Genomic DNA, 13,604 nt, shown 5'->3' with positions numbered 1-13,604 from the left:
GGAGCAACACCGGGGCCGCGCGTGCTCAGGACACACGCGCCGCAGTGGTGCCCGGTTGTGGCGGCACCGAAGCACAGACGGGTGGCACACGCAGGGGACCGGTGCGGGCCAGGGTCAGCGCAGACGGGGGCGTGCCGGGATAGAGGTTTTCGAACCCGTCAGTCGCCGCCTTGCCGGCAGCAAAGTTCAACGCGATCAGACGGGTTGCCGTGGCAGCTGCCGCGCTCGTGCCGATGATCCGCGCGCCTGATCCGGACAGAACCCCGATGGACGGCAGACCAGAGAGGAACCAGCCCTGATCCGCCGTGGCTGTTGCGGCGGGCAGATTGGCCTCCACGACCGGCGTGCCGGTGCTGTCGAGCGCGACCGATGCGCTGCCACTATAGGCCACCGGCTTTTTCGTGGACTGCATGTAGCCTGCCACGCGGAACACGGACGGCGCGGTGCCAATCCCGTTGAGACAGCCAAAGCCGCGCACCGGCGTCAGGACCGGCGGTGCCAGCACGCGTGGCGGAGTGGGACGGGAGAGGTCCACAAGGTAGCTTTGCTGTCCACCCGTGCCCAGTTGCGTCGGATCGTCGTCGCGCTGCACCCAGATGTCGATATGGTCTCCGTCGCAAAGCGGGTCAGTCCCGGTATCGACAGTGACGGTCCACATCCCCACCGGCGCGCGGCGTCCCTCGCCCAGATTGCCGGCCGTCGGAATGACCGCGAGCATGACCCGCCAGCGGGTGTTCTGATGCTTGTCGGCCGACAACTGCGCGATAACCTTGTCCCCGACCTCTATCTCGACGAACCGACGGGGGTCGCCGCCGCGCAGTTGCGCATCCGCCGAGACAGGCAGGCATGTCTGCATCCCGGCGGGGCTGCCCGGAGGTGGGGTGACCGTCACGGTCCAGCCGTCGGGGGTGCTGTCCGGAGGCAGCCAGATCTCGAGGTAGCTCGACGTGCGGTCATCTGGCTTGAGTTGCCAGCCGAACGAAACCGACCCGTCCACAAGGTCATCGCCCGAAAAGCGGGCATGCATGTCGTTGGCGAAATTGTTGCCGGTGGGCATGACCAGTTCGGTGCAGGGCTGGACCTTGCGCCGATCCGTAATCAGAGCCTCGACGGCCCGTTCGAAACTGGATTGACCGTCATGGCGATTGGCGCTCCAGCCATAGCTGAAATTGATGACCAACGGGATCTCGGCGCAGTTGAACGCCCGTGCGATCCTGCGGGCGCGCTCGAAAATGTATTCGACCGCGCTGAGCATCATCATCTCCTTGCCAAAGCCGGATGTATCCCAGGCAATGGTGTTGGGCAGTTGCACGGCGATGATCGCTGCATCGTCGGGCAGGGCGGATGCCCCGACATAAGGGTCATTCCCTGCGGCGATCCCGGCGATATGGGCTCCGTGGGTGGCGTGGTGGCGCAGCACCGTGTCCACCTCGGGCAGGTCGCGGTCTATGGCATGGGCCGCCTGATAGGCGCGCAATTCGTGCTTGCCGTACTGGGCGCGCAGCTGTTCAATCTGCGCGCCCGTGATCTCGCGTCCGAAGGGCACTGCGGCCGAGTCGTCTGCCCGGGCAGCCTGAAGCCAGCACAGGTTGATCCGCGTGTCCCCGTCGGCATCGCGGAAGGCGCGGTGCAGGAAGGGCAGGCCATCGTCGATCACGCCGATGATCACGCTGGGCCGCACCTTGGGGCGCTGCCAGCCGTCAGGCGTTCCGTCCCGGTCATAGGTTGCAGGCCAGGTGGCCGGGTCGATGGGCATGTTGAGCCGGTAGCGGGTGCCACTGAGAGCATTCAGGCACCGCGCGAGGTCCGCATCCTCGGCATCGGTGGGCCCGTCCGGATCAACCGAGCGGTTCCACATGGCAAAGGGCGTGACATCCGGGGTGTCGTTCCACAGCGGCGGGATGCGGACCTCGAGATCCTCGGTGCTTTCCAGCATGCCTTCGCCCTCCATCAACGCGGTGATATGCGTCGACGGTCCCTTGCGGATGGCCGGAAAGGTAAAGGGGCGACCAAGGTCTTCGGAAAATGTCCAGCGCTCGTAAGGACCGGTATACTTGTCGATCCGATCGTCGTCATGACGGTGCGGGATCATGGCTCAGACCTTCTGCGCTTCGGCGACGGCACCGGACCAGAGCCACGAGAAGGCGGGCTTGGCTGTCAGGGTGACGGTGGTGCCTGTCGCGGTCAGCCCTTTGTCGGCGGCAGTCGCCGGATCGCGCTGATCTTCGTCGTAGAAGTCGTGATCGCCCGCGCTGTAGGCCAGTTCCGCAATCGGTGCTCCGGCGCCCGCCCGGCTGAGCACGACCTGCCCGACGATCCGGCCAAGAGCGGCACCTGCCCAGCTGTCGATCGGATAGTGCACACCGGCAACCGTCCGGTTGACCGCGATCCGCTCGGCCAGACCCCGCAGCGCCTTGATCCGCTGTTCGCCGTCGGCAAGGCTGTCCCACGCTGTCACCAAGGCTTCCAGAACGGTCAGCACGGCATAGGCCTCGGTCGCATGGGCCGACGGGAAGCTGCCATGTCCGGGCGTCGGGATCATCGGCATCAACCGCGCGTCCAACTGATCGGGGCGACGGATCGCGAGGTGGTTCTTGACGATCATCGCCGTGTGGGCAGCAGCAACCTGCGTGGCCGTGATCAGTTCAAAGGTTTTCTTGTTCTGGGCGCTGTGCAGACCGAGGATCATCGCGAAATAGGCGGTCGGGAAACCAAGCTGCGACGTGATCTCGGCGGTGCGTTCCGCCCGCAATGCCGCGTAATCCGACACGAGCCGGCATTGCGACCGCAAGAGCGTTGTCGCCGGGCGGTCGAGTGTGAGACAGGTCTCGCCATCAAACGTGAGTGTCACGCGATCCGGCGCGCCGCCTGTGCCCACGACTGGGGTCGATCCGATACCCGCAAGATACTCGCTGACATAAAGCGATCCGCGCACCCATGTGGCGAGGCCGTTCAGATTGTTGGGGTCGGAGAAGCCCAGTTCCTTGTCGGTCGGGGTTGTTCCGCCTTCGGTCAGATGCCGCAAGCCTTCGGCCGTGGTCTGAAGACCATGGGTTGTCATGGGGTCGTAGCCGCCCGGATCTTCGCTGCCAAGAAAACCGCCGAGCCCGGTGAAGTTGGTGCCGCCACCGAAGCCGCCAAATCCGCCGAAGCCCCCGAACCCGCCAAAGCCTCCAAACCCACCGAAGCCGCCAAATCCACCGTATTGAGCCATGAGATCTATTCCTTGTTAAATGAGCCTTAGGAAAGCCCCGCCGACGCAAGGGCGGCGATCACCAATTGCCCTGTCTTGCTGTCGGCGGAGGGATGTGTTTTCCGGTAATCGTCCAGTCGGAAATAGGGAAAGCGCCGCATCAGTTCCTGAGCGGTCTGGCGCGCCTCGGCGCCGCGATCCAGCGCGTGAAGGGCTGCGATGCGCGTGCGCAACGTTGAAATGTGCCGGTCGTTCGCTTCAAGAGACCGATCCGCCAGCTCCAATGCTTTTTCATAGTCGCCGCCCGCAAGATGGGCCGAACTGCCGAGACTGTCGAAATAATATCCGAACGGGTCGATGGGCGACAGGTTGCGCGCGGTCGTGGTGGCGCGAATGGCCGATTGTCCCTCGTCCTGAAAGGCCATCAGCGATCCGCGCAACAGCCAGGCGAGGCTTTCGCTCGGGTTGATGTCCTGCGCCGCGCTGTAGCGCCGTTCGGCCACATCCATGTTCTTGAGGATGTTGCCGTTCACGAAGCCGTCGATGGTCAGACCAAAGCTGGAATGCGGATCGAGATCCAGAGCCCGCGCGGTACAGTCGAGCGCCTTTTGCGTGTCACCCTGCCGGTCCACGCTGTAGTTCTTGAACACACTCAGCACATACCATTTGCCCAGCCACGCAAAGACATGCGGGTTGGACGGTGCGCGGCTTGCGGCCTCGTCGAGGTACTGACGCGCGCGCAGGAATTCGCGCAGCCGGGGGTGATGCATGGACGTCGCCCCGGCGATCAGAAGCTTGTGATCCGGCAGGTCCGGGAGCGCGGTCTCGCGTCCGGCCTCGATTGCGGTTTCCGCGATGGACCGGCCCACCGACTGGACCACGTTCACCATCCAGCCTGACGCCTCCTGCGAGAAATGGATGATCGGGCAGGCAAGGTGCCGGTTCCACAGAAGCGTGCCGCTCTCGATGTCGATGAAGTCGAGATCGGCAACCAGAAGATCACCCTGCCGCCGCAGGCTTCCGGTGAGCAGATAATCGACGTCCAGCGTGTCGCGCACATTCGCGATGTCGATGAAACGCTGTGTCATGGCCCGTCCGGACAGATGGGAAATGACCGAGAGCAGGCTCGAGCGCGACATCATCCTGCTGGTCTCTTCGGCAATCCAGTCGCCGGCGATGGCAAGTTCGGCATCGCCGGGCGGCACCGACAGGGGCAGCGCACAGACACGCGGCTTGATCCGTGCCGGACCCTGCCGGGAGGACATGAAGCACAGCACCTTGGCGGCGCCCGGATCGGCGCGCACGCTGTCACGCCAGGCGATGAAAGACGGCTCGCGGACGTTCAGATCGTCAAGGAACGGCCCATCCGTCGGATGCCCGATCACCTTGACCCGCGTCATGTCGATTTCGATTTCCTTGTTGGTGACGGTCAGGATGCTGTCGAAATCGTCACCAAGGATCTTGCGCAGGTCGGACAGCGCCCGGCGCAGGTTCTGGTGCCCGCTTTCGTAATCGGCAAAACCCCACAGCGTTTCCTGCAGAAAGCTGCGCGAACGCCGGTTCAACGGAGCCGTGACGAGCAGCGCGAAAAAGGCACGGTGTTTGGCGCCCGTGATTTCCTGCGCAGACGCGCCGACACGGCGCAGCACGCATGATCCGAACAAGGAAATCTCAAGCCCCGCGGCCACGTCAGCCTCTTTCATTGGTTAAGATGATGCTAGCGGTGCTCTGTCGCAGAACCAAGTCGTTCACACTATTTTCACGGTAGCTGACACGAGGCTTTTGCTAACCTGTCGAAACGACAAGGGAAAAGGACCGTTTCATGTCCGAAAAGCGCAGTTCGCTCGTGATCACCGATATGGTTGATTTCTACCGACAATGGCCGAATTTGCGACCGCATGCCACCGGTGTGATCGACGCCTGCGCCCTGACCGAGGACCAGATCGAAGTGCTGCGCTGGATGATCAAGGTGGTCGACATGGTCGGACCGCAGGACATCACCCGCGATAAGTGATGCATCCACCCGACAAAAGAAAACCGGCCAAAGGCCGGCTTTCCTGATCGGAACGCGTGCGAATGGGGATCAGAGGCCCCACTTCTCGGCGGTGCGTTCGAAGAAGCCCTGGGCCTTCTTCAGTTCGATCCAGCTATTGACGTAGTTGATCCAGACCTGATCGTTCTGTGGCAGCAGCATTGCGATGGGCGACGGGGCGCGCGGTCCATCGGTCTCGATCTGGCGCAGGTTCGGGAACTTCGACACCAGCGTCGCGCCTTCGATGTTCGAGGTGATGAACACGTCGGACCGGCCGGACAGCACTTCCTGATAGCCGCGTGCAGGGGCTTCGACGACGGTGATCTCGGCGTTCGGGAACCACTCGTTCGCCAGTTTCTCGAAGGTGGTGCCAAGCGTGGTTGCCACTTTCACCTCACCCGAATTGATCGAGTCCCATCCCGAGAAGCGATCGACCTTGTCTTCGGTGGTGAACGGGAAAATCTCGACCGAGATGTAGCTGTCGGAGAACCCCGCCGCCTTCATCCGTGCCGGGCTGATCGAGGCTGACCCGGTCATGTGATAGTTCCCGGCGACAACGCCGTTCACAAGGGTCTTCCAGTCCGTCGGGACGAATTCCAGTTCCACCCCGAGGTCGGTGGCGAGTTCGGTCATGACGTCGATGTCATAACCGACATAGCTGTTCGTGGCCGGATCGCGCACCGACATCGGGTTCCAGTCGCCGGTGGTTCCGACTTTCAGGACCCCGCCGCTCAGGATGTCCTGAAGCGCCGATTGCGCGGAGGCCGGAGCGGCCAGAAAGGAGGCGGCAAAGGCAGCCGCAAGTCCGAGTGATTTCAGAAAACGCATGGTATTTCCCTTTTCGTGCAAGTCTTCGTGCGGTTACATAGGTTGAAAGCTCCGACGGCCATCACGACACGCTGATTTTTTGGCGCGCGCGCTATCATTGAGAGCATCGAGTGTGGATCGGAGTGTGGCATGAACGCTGACCGCGTCATAGAGATCAGGTCGCTGAACAAATCCTTTGGGGATTTCCACGTCCTCAAGGATGTCGACCTGAATGTCAGTCTGGGCGAACGGATTGTCATCTGCGGACCTTCAGGCTCGGGCAAGTCCACCTTAATCCGATGTGTCAACGGATTGGAACAATATGATTCCGGCGGCATCACGGTTGACGGTATTTCTCTGTCGGAACCGGGTGGCGTGGACCGGGTGCGCGCCGAGGTCGGGATGGTGTTCCAGCAGTTCAATCTTTTTCCGCATCTTAGCGTGATCGAAAACCTCACTTTGGGGCCGATGAAAGCACGTGGCCTGTCCCGAAAAGACGCCGAGGCGCTGGCGATGCAGTATCTGGAACGGGTCAAGATCCCCGAACAGGCGCGGAAGCGCCCGCGCGAGTTGTCCGGCGGTCAGCAGCAGCGCGTGGCGATTGCCCGGTCGCTTTGCATGAAACCCAAGATCATGCTGTTCGACGAGCCGACATCCGCGCTCGATCCCGAGATGATCTCGGAAGTGCTGGACGTGATGGTGGAACTGGCGCGCGACGGCATGACCATGCTTGTGGTGACACACGAGATGGGCTTCGCGCGCAAGGTGGCCGATCGGATGGTGTTCATGGATGGCGGCGAAATCGTGGAGACCGGGACGCCAAGCGATGTGTTCGAAGCGCCAAAGACCGAGCGGTTCAAGGCGTTCCTCGACAAGATCCTGCAGCATTGAGGCGGTTCGGATGACACGGTTCTTTAAAATCTGGACGATGCTGGGCGCGTGCCTGTTTCTTGCCGCCTGTTCCGGGGATGGCACGTGGGGCTGGTACGTGATCGACCCCTCGACGGCGCAGGGGCAGTCGAACATACGGTTTCTTGTGGGTGGCTTCTGGGCCACGATCCAGCTGTCTCTGATCGCCACCGCTCTGTCGATGACGCTTGGCCTGCTGGTGGCCCTGCCGGGCATGTCGTCGAACCGCTGGGTGCGGCTGCCGTCACGGGTCTATATCGAATTCGTCCGCGCGATCCCTCTGCTGCCGATGCTCTTCTGGGTGTTCTATGGCCTGCCGGTGGTGATGCGGTCGCTGGGCTTTCCGATCACCATCGACGCTTTCTGGGGCGCGATCATCACGCTGGCCATTTCCGACAGCGCCTTCACTGCCGAGATCTACCGCTCCGGCATCCAGTCGATCCCCAAAGGTCAGACCGAGGCCGCGCGCACCGTGGGCCTGACCTATGGTCAGACGATGCGGTACGTGATTCTGCCGCAGGCGATCCGGCGCATCCTGCCGCCGCTGGCCAACCAGTTCATCTACATCGTCAAGATGTCGGCCTTTGCGTCGGTCATCGGAATGCAGGAACTGACACGGCGGGCGAACGAACTTGTGGTGACGGAATATCGGCCGCTTGAAATCTACACGCTGCTGATCCTGGAATATCTTGTCCTCGTCCTGATCATCAGCTTCTTTGTGCGTTGGCTGGAGCGCAAGATGGGTGCAGATGAAAGCCGCTGAAGGAGAGCGTGATGAGTTGGTCGGATTTCATGAAGGACACGGTGGGGCGTCTTGACGCCCTGCAAAAGGAAACGCCCGAGACATTTGCCGGGTTCAACCAGATGGGGCGAGCGGCCAAGACGAACGGCGCACTGGATGAGAAGACCAAGGAACTGATCGCGCTGGGCATTGCCATATCGACGCGGTGCGACAGTTGCATCGCGTTCCATGTAAGGTCGCTGGTGCGGCTCAAGACAACCCGCGAGGAATTCTGCGAGGCGCTGGCGATGATCGCCTATATGGGTGGCGGGCCGTCGGTGGCGTTCAGCGCCAAGGCGCTCGAGGCCTATGACGAGTTCACGGGCGGGCCTGCAGGCACATCGGTCTGAGGTGGGGCCAAAGGTCTTTTGAAAGACCTTGAGCCGCGGTTTCTAAACCGCGGCTCAAGCGCGTTCGAACGCGCTTCGACAAGAGATTTCGAAATCTCTTGTCACGTGACCGCCTTGCGCACCATGTCCCAATAGATCGCTTCCACCTCGGGCAGCGACAGCCGCCCACCGCTCCGGTACCACGTATTGACCCCGTTCAGCATGGCGATGATCGCGAGCGTGGTGATCTTGGTATCAGCCACGTGAAAGTCGCCAGCGTCCCGCCCATCGCGCAGGATGGCTTCCAGCTCGCCCTCGTACCGGCGGCGCAGGTCTTCGATCGTCGCGAAATTCCCGGGCGTAAGGTTGCGCAATTCCATGTAGGAAATGAACACCGCAAGCGGACGTTCGAGGTGAAACCGGATGTGAAAGCGGCTGAACGCCTCCAGCCGCTCCAGCGGTGTGTCGGCCACAGGCTCCTGCGCTCGTGCCTCAAGCAACTCGTCCATGTGACCCTGCATCAGGTCAAAGAGCAGCGATTGCTTGTCCGGCGTGTAATTGTAAAGCGCACCCGCCTGAACACCGACCTCCTGCGCGATCCGGCGCATCGACACCGCCGCATAGCCATGCTGCGCAAACAGCGCCAGCGCCGCCTCGCGCACCCGTGGCCCCGTGATATCCGAATGTGAGCCAGCCGTGCGTGCCATGGCAGCCAGATTATCTGAACACCCGTTCAGATCAAGCCCGTGGTTGCGCAGGCCTCCGCGCTGCGGCATGACACGTGCAGGAAAAGGAGCAACCTGATGTGGCGGGCGTGGATCATCCTTGGCGTTTTGATGTCCGCCTGTGCGGAGTTTCCCGAAGTGGACGCGGCGCTGCAGTCGGGCGAGCCGCTGACGGACTACCCCACCTTGCTGCCCTTCGAGCAACTGGCCGGGGATCAGCAGACCGTCCTGACCGATGCCGATGACGATCTCCTCTTGGCCCGTGCGGCCGACCTGCGCAATCGCGCCAACGGTCTGCGCGCTCCGGTCATTGACCCCAACACACGTGACCGAATGAACGCCGGCGTTGCGCAACCCTGATCAGGGCCGTTGCAGCCCGTATCGCAAGGCGCTATTGCGGGCGAAATCACGACCCTCTGCAAAAGGATTGCCCGAATGACTGAACCTCTGCGCCTTGGAATAGCGGGTCTGGGCACTGTCGGTGCAGGTGTCGTCAAGATCGTCCGGCAGAAAGCGGCCCTGATTGCGGCGCGTGGTGGACGGCCGATCACCATTTCGGCGGTCTGCGCCCGCAATCGGGCAAAGGATCGGGGCGTGTCGCTCGATGGCTATGCCTGGGAAGACGATCCGGTCGCACTGGCGCAGCGTGACGATGTCGATGTCTTCGTCGAACTGGTGGGCGGCAGCGATGGTCCGGCCAAGGCGGCCACCGAAGCGGCGCTGCGTGCGGGCAAGGATGTCGTGACCGCAAACAAGGCGCTTCTCGCGCATCATGGTCAGGCACTGGCCGAAGCCGCCGAAGCCGGCGGCGCGGTCCTGCGGTTCGAAGCGGCCGTCGCGGGCGGCATCCCCGTGGTCAAGGCCTTGACGGAAGGTTTGGCCGGGAACGAGATCACCCGTGTCATGGGTGTGATGAACGGCACCTGCAACTACATCCTGACGCGTATGGAATCCGCCGGTCTGACCTATGATCAGGCCTTTGCCGAAGCGGATGGTCTGGGCTATCTCGAAGCCGATCCCAATCTTGACGTGGGCGGCATCGACGCCGGTCACAAGCTGTCGCTTCTGGCCTCGATCGCCTTTGGCACGCAGGTCGCCTTCGACGCGGTCGAACTGGAAGGCATCGGTCGCGTCAGCATCGAGGACATCCGGCAGGCTGCTGACATGGGGTACAAGGTCAAGCTGCTGGGCGTATGCCGTATGACCGGTCGCGGGCTCGAACAGCGCATGTCTCCTTGCCTTGTGCCGGCGACATCGCCGCTGGGTCAGCTTGATGGCGGCACCAACATGGTGGTGATCGAGGGCGACCAGGTGGGCCAGATCGTCCTGCGCGGTCCCGGCGCCGGCGAGGGCCCCACCGCAAGCGCCGTGATGGGCGACGTGATCGACATTGCGCGCGGCACGCGGATTTCCACCTTTGGTCAACCGGCTGCGACGCTGGACAAGGCAACCCCGGCGCAGACTGCGACCCCGGCCCCGTATTACCTGCGGCTGATGCTGCTCGACAAACCCGGCGCGCTTGCCAAGGTCGCGGCCGTGCTTGGCGAAGCGGGCGTGTCGATCAATCGGATGCGCCAGCGCAGCCACGATCAGAACACCGCACCGGTGCTGATCGTGACGCACAAGACGACGCGCGCGGCACTGGACACGGCACTGGCGGCAATGGTCGGCACGCAGGTGGTGGAAGGCGAACCCGTCGCCCTGCGGATCGAACAGGTCTGATCGCTTTAGCGCAATCAACCTTGTCAGCCCGGAGGCACGGCCTTAACAGGCTAGGCAACCAACTTTATTCGTGACTGGAGAGTTTCATGACCGCGCGCGCTGATTTCAACGACCGTATGTTGTCCCTCGGTTTGGCGCGGGTGGCGGAACAGGCCGCCATCGCCACCGTCAACCTGATCGGTCGGGGCGATGAAAAGGCGGCGGACCAGGCAGCGGTCAATGCCATGCGCCAGCAGCTGAACATGCTCGATATTGCGGGTGTGGTCGTGATCGGCGAGGGCGAACGGGACGAAGCCCCGATGCTGTATATTGGCGAAGAGGTGGGGACAGGCACGGGTCCCGGCGTGGACATTGCGCTCGACCCGCTCGAAGGTACGACGCTCACCGCCAAGGACATGCCGAACGCGCTCACCGTCATCGCGATGGGTCCGCGCGGGTCGATGCTGCATGCCCCCGATGTCTACATGGAAAAACTGGCCATCGGGCCGGGCTTTGCCGAGGGTCTGGTGACGCTTGATATGTCCCCGCGCGAACGGGTGTCGGCGCTGGCCCGCGTCAAGGGGTGCAGCCCGCGCGACATCACCGTCTGCGTTCTCGAACGTCCGCGCCACGAAGACATGATCGCCGAAATCCGCTCGACCGGGGCGGCCATCCGTCTGATCACGGATGGTGACGTGGCGGGCGTGATGCATTGCGCAGAACCGAACCAGACCGGGATCGACATGTACATGGGCACCGGCGGTGCGCCCGAAGGTGTGCTGGCGGCGGCCGCGCTGAAATGCATGGGGGGCCAGATTCAGGGTCGCCTGCTGTTCCGCAACGACGATGAGAAAGCCCGCGCCGCCAAGGCCGGGATCACCGATCTCGACAAGATCTACACCCGCGACGAGATGGTCACGCAGGACGTGATCTTTGCCGCCACGGGGGTCACCACCGGATCGCTGCTCGCCGGGATCAAGCGTGAGGTCGGGTTCTACACCACGGAAACCCTGCTGATGCGGTCGAAGACCGGCTCCGTGCGCCGCATGACCTACCGGAACCCGATGCACTGATGAGGCAGGCGTGACCGCATATCTTGGCGTTGACAGGTCTCTGACCGGGCGGCGCTGGATCGGTCCTGCACCCGATATCGTGCGACAGGCCGAAGCGCTGGTGCAGCAGACGGAGATGCCGCCCGCGCTGTGCCAGACGCTGGCGCGGTTGGGCGTCCCGGCCGAGGACGTTTCGACCTATCTCGAACCGACATTGCGCGCCCTGCTGCCCGATCCGAGATCGCTGCGGGACATGGAAAAGGCGGCCGCGCGCATTCTTCAGGCCGTCCGCACGCGCGAGCGCATCGCGATTTTCGCCGATTACGATGTCGATGGCGGTGCGTCGGCCGCGCTTCTCATCGACTGGCTGCGCCAGCTCGATCGCCGCGCAACGCTTTACGTGCCCGACCGCATCGACGAGGGCTACGGCCCGAACGAGGCGGCGATGGCGGCGTTGGCGCGGGATCATGACCTGATCGTCTGCGTCGATTGCGGAACGCTGTCACACGGGCCCATCGCGGCAGCCATCGGTGCGGATGTCGTCGTGCTCGACCATCATCTTGGGGGCGAGACCCTTCCCGAGGCCTATGCCGTCGTGAACCCGAACCGTCAGGACGAGGATGGCAGCCTTGCGCATCTCTGCGCGGCAGGCGTCGTCTTTCTAGCGCTGGTCGAGGCAGGACGACAGATGCGCGAGGCGGGCCATCAGGGGCCCGACCTGATGTCCATGCTCGATCTCGTGGCCCTGGCCACGGTGGCGGATGTGGCACCGCTCAGAGGTGTGAACCGGGCACTCGTTCGGCAGGGACTCAAGGTGATGGCACAGCGCGCGCGTCCCGGTCTTGTGGCGCTTTGCGACGTTGGGCGGCTGGAGACCGCGCCGAAATCCTACCATTTGGGCTTCGTGCTTGGCCCCCGTGTCAATGCCGGGGGGCGGATCGGAAAGGCGGATCTTGGCGCGCGCCTTCTTGCCACCACCGATGCGCAAGAAGCCAAAGCGCTGGCGGACCGTCTGGATGCGCTCAACACCGAACGCCGCGAGATCGAGGAAGCGGTACGTGCGCAGGCCCTGGAACAGGCCGAGGCGCGCGGCTTCGACGCTCCGCTTGTGTGGGCTGCGGGGGAGGGCTGGCATCCCGGTGTCGTCGGTATTGTCGCCTCGCGTCTGAAGGAGCGCACCAATCGGCCCGCCATCGTGATCGGCTTTGACGGTGATGCTGGCAAAGGGTCCGGGCGGTCGGTCAGCGGGATCGACCTTGGCGCGGCGATTCACAAGCTGGCTCTGGAAGGCCATCTCGAAAAAGGCGGCGGGCACAAGATGGCTGCCGGTCTGTCTCTGTCACGGGCGCAACTGGAACCGGCCATGGCGCGTTTGGCTGAAATCCTTGCCAAACAGGGCGCCGACCAGCTTGGCGCGTCCGATCTGCGCCTCGATGGGCCCCTGATGCCGGGGGCGGCAACACCCGAGCTGGTGGACCTTCTGGAAGAGGCCGGACCCTTTGGTGCCGGGGCCGCCGCGCCGAGATTCGTCTTTCCCGACATGCAGATCGGATTCGCGAAGCGGGTGGGCAGCGCACATCTCAAGATCAGCTTCGGAGACGGTCTTGGAGCGCGCATCGACGCCATTTCCTTCGGTGCTTTCGATGGACCACTGGGGCCGGCGCTCGAACAGCATGGCGGCGCTCGATTCCATTTGGCCGGCCGTTTGGAGATTAACGAGTGGGGCGGCAGGCGATCTGTACAATTGCGCCTGGAGGATGCGGCGCTAGCCGGGTAGGGAAGAGCATAACTGTTTGAAAGTAAATGGTTTTACCAGTCGGTAAAAAATATTTGGCGAAGAACGAAAAAACAGCCCAAAACCTTCGAATTTCCACTTGCATGGCCCCGCGCCATTGCATAAACACCGCTCACCAAGAGTGGCCCGTTCGTCTATCGGTTAGGACGCCAGGTTTTCAACCTGGAAAGAGGGGTTCGATTCCCCTACGGGCTGCCACTTTCCCAAGAAGTCAAAACTGAGCAGATTACGACGCGTGTGCGCGGCAATCTGGCCCCGATCGACCTGCGGTTCTCAGCCG

13 protein-coding genes and 1 tRNA gene are annotated in these 13,604 nt (G+C 63.1%); 9 read left to right on the top strand and 5 right to left on the bottom strand.

Features of this window, described 5'->3' with window-relative positions; all coding sequences use genetic code 11:
* Positions 1–25: 25 nt before the first annotated feature.
* The 3 genes from MRY75_RS18115 to MRY75_RS18105 are packed head-to-tail and all read right to left on the bottom strand — an operon-like array spanning position 26 to position 4,896.
* Positions 26–2,092 (bottom strand): S8 family serine peptidase, encoded by a 2,067-nt coding sequence (locus MRY75_RS18115; protein WP_292309409.1) that lies wholly within the window; start codon positions 2,090–2,092, stop codon positions 26–28.
* Positions 2,093–2,095: 3 nt separating this feature from the next.
* On the bottom strand, positions 2,096–3,214 hold the full coding sequence (locus MRY75_RS18110) for a phosphatase PAP2 family protein (protein ID WP_292309408.1): 1,119 nt from the start codon (positions 3,212–3,214) through the stop codon (positions 2,096–2,098).
* Between the two features lie 26 nt (positions 3,215–3,240).
* Positions 3,241–4,896, bottom strand: coding sequence for a hypothetical protein (locus MRY75_RS18105; protein ID WP_292309407.1), 1,656 nt, complete (start codon positions 4,894–4,896; stop codon positions 3,241–3,243).
* A gap of 119 nt (positions 4,897–5,015) precedes the next feature.
* Between MRY75_RS18105 and MRY75_RS18100 the strand changes: the two genes are divergently transcribed.
* Entirely contained in the window at positions 5,016–5,207 is a 192-nt protein-coding gene (locus tag MRY75_RS18100) for a hypothetical protein (RefSeq protein WP_292309406.1), read from the top strand.
* A 69-nt stretch (positions 5,208–5,276) separates the two neighbouring features.
* On the opposite strand, the gene MRY75_RS18095 is transcribed toward MRY75_RS18100, so the two are convergent.
* Positions 5,277–6,053 (bottom strand): transporter substrate-binding domain-containing protein, encoded by a 777-nt coding sequence (locus MRY75_RS18095; RefSeq protein WP_292309405.1) that lies wholly within the window; start codon positions 6,051–6,053, stop codon positions 5,277–5,279.
* A 129-nt stretch (positions 6,054–6,182) separates the two neighbouring features.
* Here MRY75_RS18095 and MRY75_RS18090 point away from each other — a divergent pair, with 129 nt between their 5' ends.
* From MRY75_RS18090 to MRY75_RS18080, 3 genes are read left to right on the top strand one after another with little or no spacing between them, the layout of a single operon-like run.
* On the top strand, positions 6,183–6,923 hold the full coding sequence (locus MRY75_RS18090; RefSeq protein WP_292309404.1) for an amino acid ABC transporter ATP-binding protein: 741 nt from the start codon (positions 6,183–6,185) through the stop codon (positions 6,921–6,923).
* A 37-nt stretch (positions 6,924–6,960) separates the two neighbouring features.
* The gene (locus tag MRY75_RS18085) at positions 6,961–7,704 is read left to right on the top strand and encodes an amino acid ABC transporter permease (protein WP_292309491.1); all 744 of its coding nucleotides are present in this window, start codon (positions 6,961–6,963) and stop codon (positions 7,702–7,704) included.
* A gap of 11 nt (positions 7,705–7,715) precedes the next feature.
* Positions 7,716–8,072 (top strand): carboxymuconolactone decarboxylase family protein, encoded by a 357-nt coding sequence (locus tag MRY75_RS18080; RefSeq protein WP_292309403.1) that lies wholly within the window; start codon positions 7,716–7,718, stop codon positions 8,070–8,072.
* Positions 8,073–8,173: 101 nt separating this feature from the next.
* On the opposite strand, the gene MRY75_RS18075 is transcribed toward MRY75_RS18080, so the two are convergent.
* The gene (locus tag MRY75_RS18075; protein WP_292309490.1) at positions 8,174–8,758 is read right to left on the bottom strand and encodes a TetR/AcrR family transcriptional regulator; all 585 of its coding nucleotides are present in this window, start codon (positions 8,756–8,758) and stop codon (positions 8,174–8,176) included.
* A 96-nt stretch (positions 8,759–8,854) separates the two neighbouring features.
* On the opposite strand from MRY75_RS18075, the gene MRY75_RS18070 reads away from it, so the two are divergent.
* The 5 genes from MRY75_RS18070 (at position 8,855) to MRY75_RS18050 (ending at position 13,522) form a co-directional block, all read left to right on the top strand.
* Entirely contained in the window at positions 8,855–9,136 is a 282-nt protein-coding gene (locus MRY75_RS18070) for a hypothetical protein (protein ID WP_292309402.1), read from the top strand.
* Positions 9,137–9,211: 75 nt separating this feature from the next.
* The gene (locus tag MRY75_RS18065; RefSeq protein WP_292309401.1) at positions 9,212–10,498 is read left to right on the top strand and encodes a homoserine dehydrogenase; all 1,287 of its coding nucleotides are present in this window, start codon (positions 9,212–9,214) and stop codon (positions 10,496–10,498) included.
* Between the two features lie 86 nt (positions 10,499–10,584).
* Positions 10,585–11,550 carry a class II fructose-bisphosphatase gene (gene glpX / locus MRY75_RS18060; protein WP_292309400.1) on the top strand — a complete coding sequence of 322 codons (966 nt, stop codon included), beginning with the start codon at positions 10,585–10,587 and terminating at the stop codon, positions 11,548–11,550.
* 10 nt (positions 11,551–11,560) lie between these two features.
* Complete coding sequence (recJ, locus tag MRY75_RS18055; RefSeq protein WP_292309399.1) at positions 11,561–13,306, top strand: single-stranded-DNA-specific exonuclease RecJ; 1,746 nt, start codon at positions 11,561–11,563, stop codon at positions 13,304–13,306.
* A 141-nt stretch (positions 13,307–13,447) separates the two neighbouring features.
* A tRNA-Glu gene (locus MRY75_RS18050) sits at positions 13,448–13,522 on the top strand.
* Positions 13,523–13,604: the final 82 nt, after the last annotated feature.

The sequence above is a fragment of the Marivita sp. genome, assembly GCF_022763305.1.
Classification (GTDB): domain Bacteria; phylum Pseudomonadota; class Alphaproteobacteria; order Rhodobacterales; family Rhodobacteraceae; genus Marivita.
Note: the sequence above shows the minus strand (reverse complement) of the source record. Positions and strands in the feature narration are given on the sequence as shown.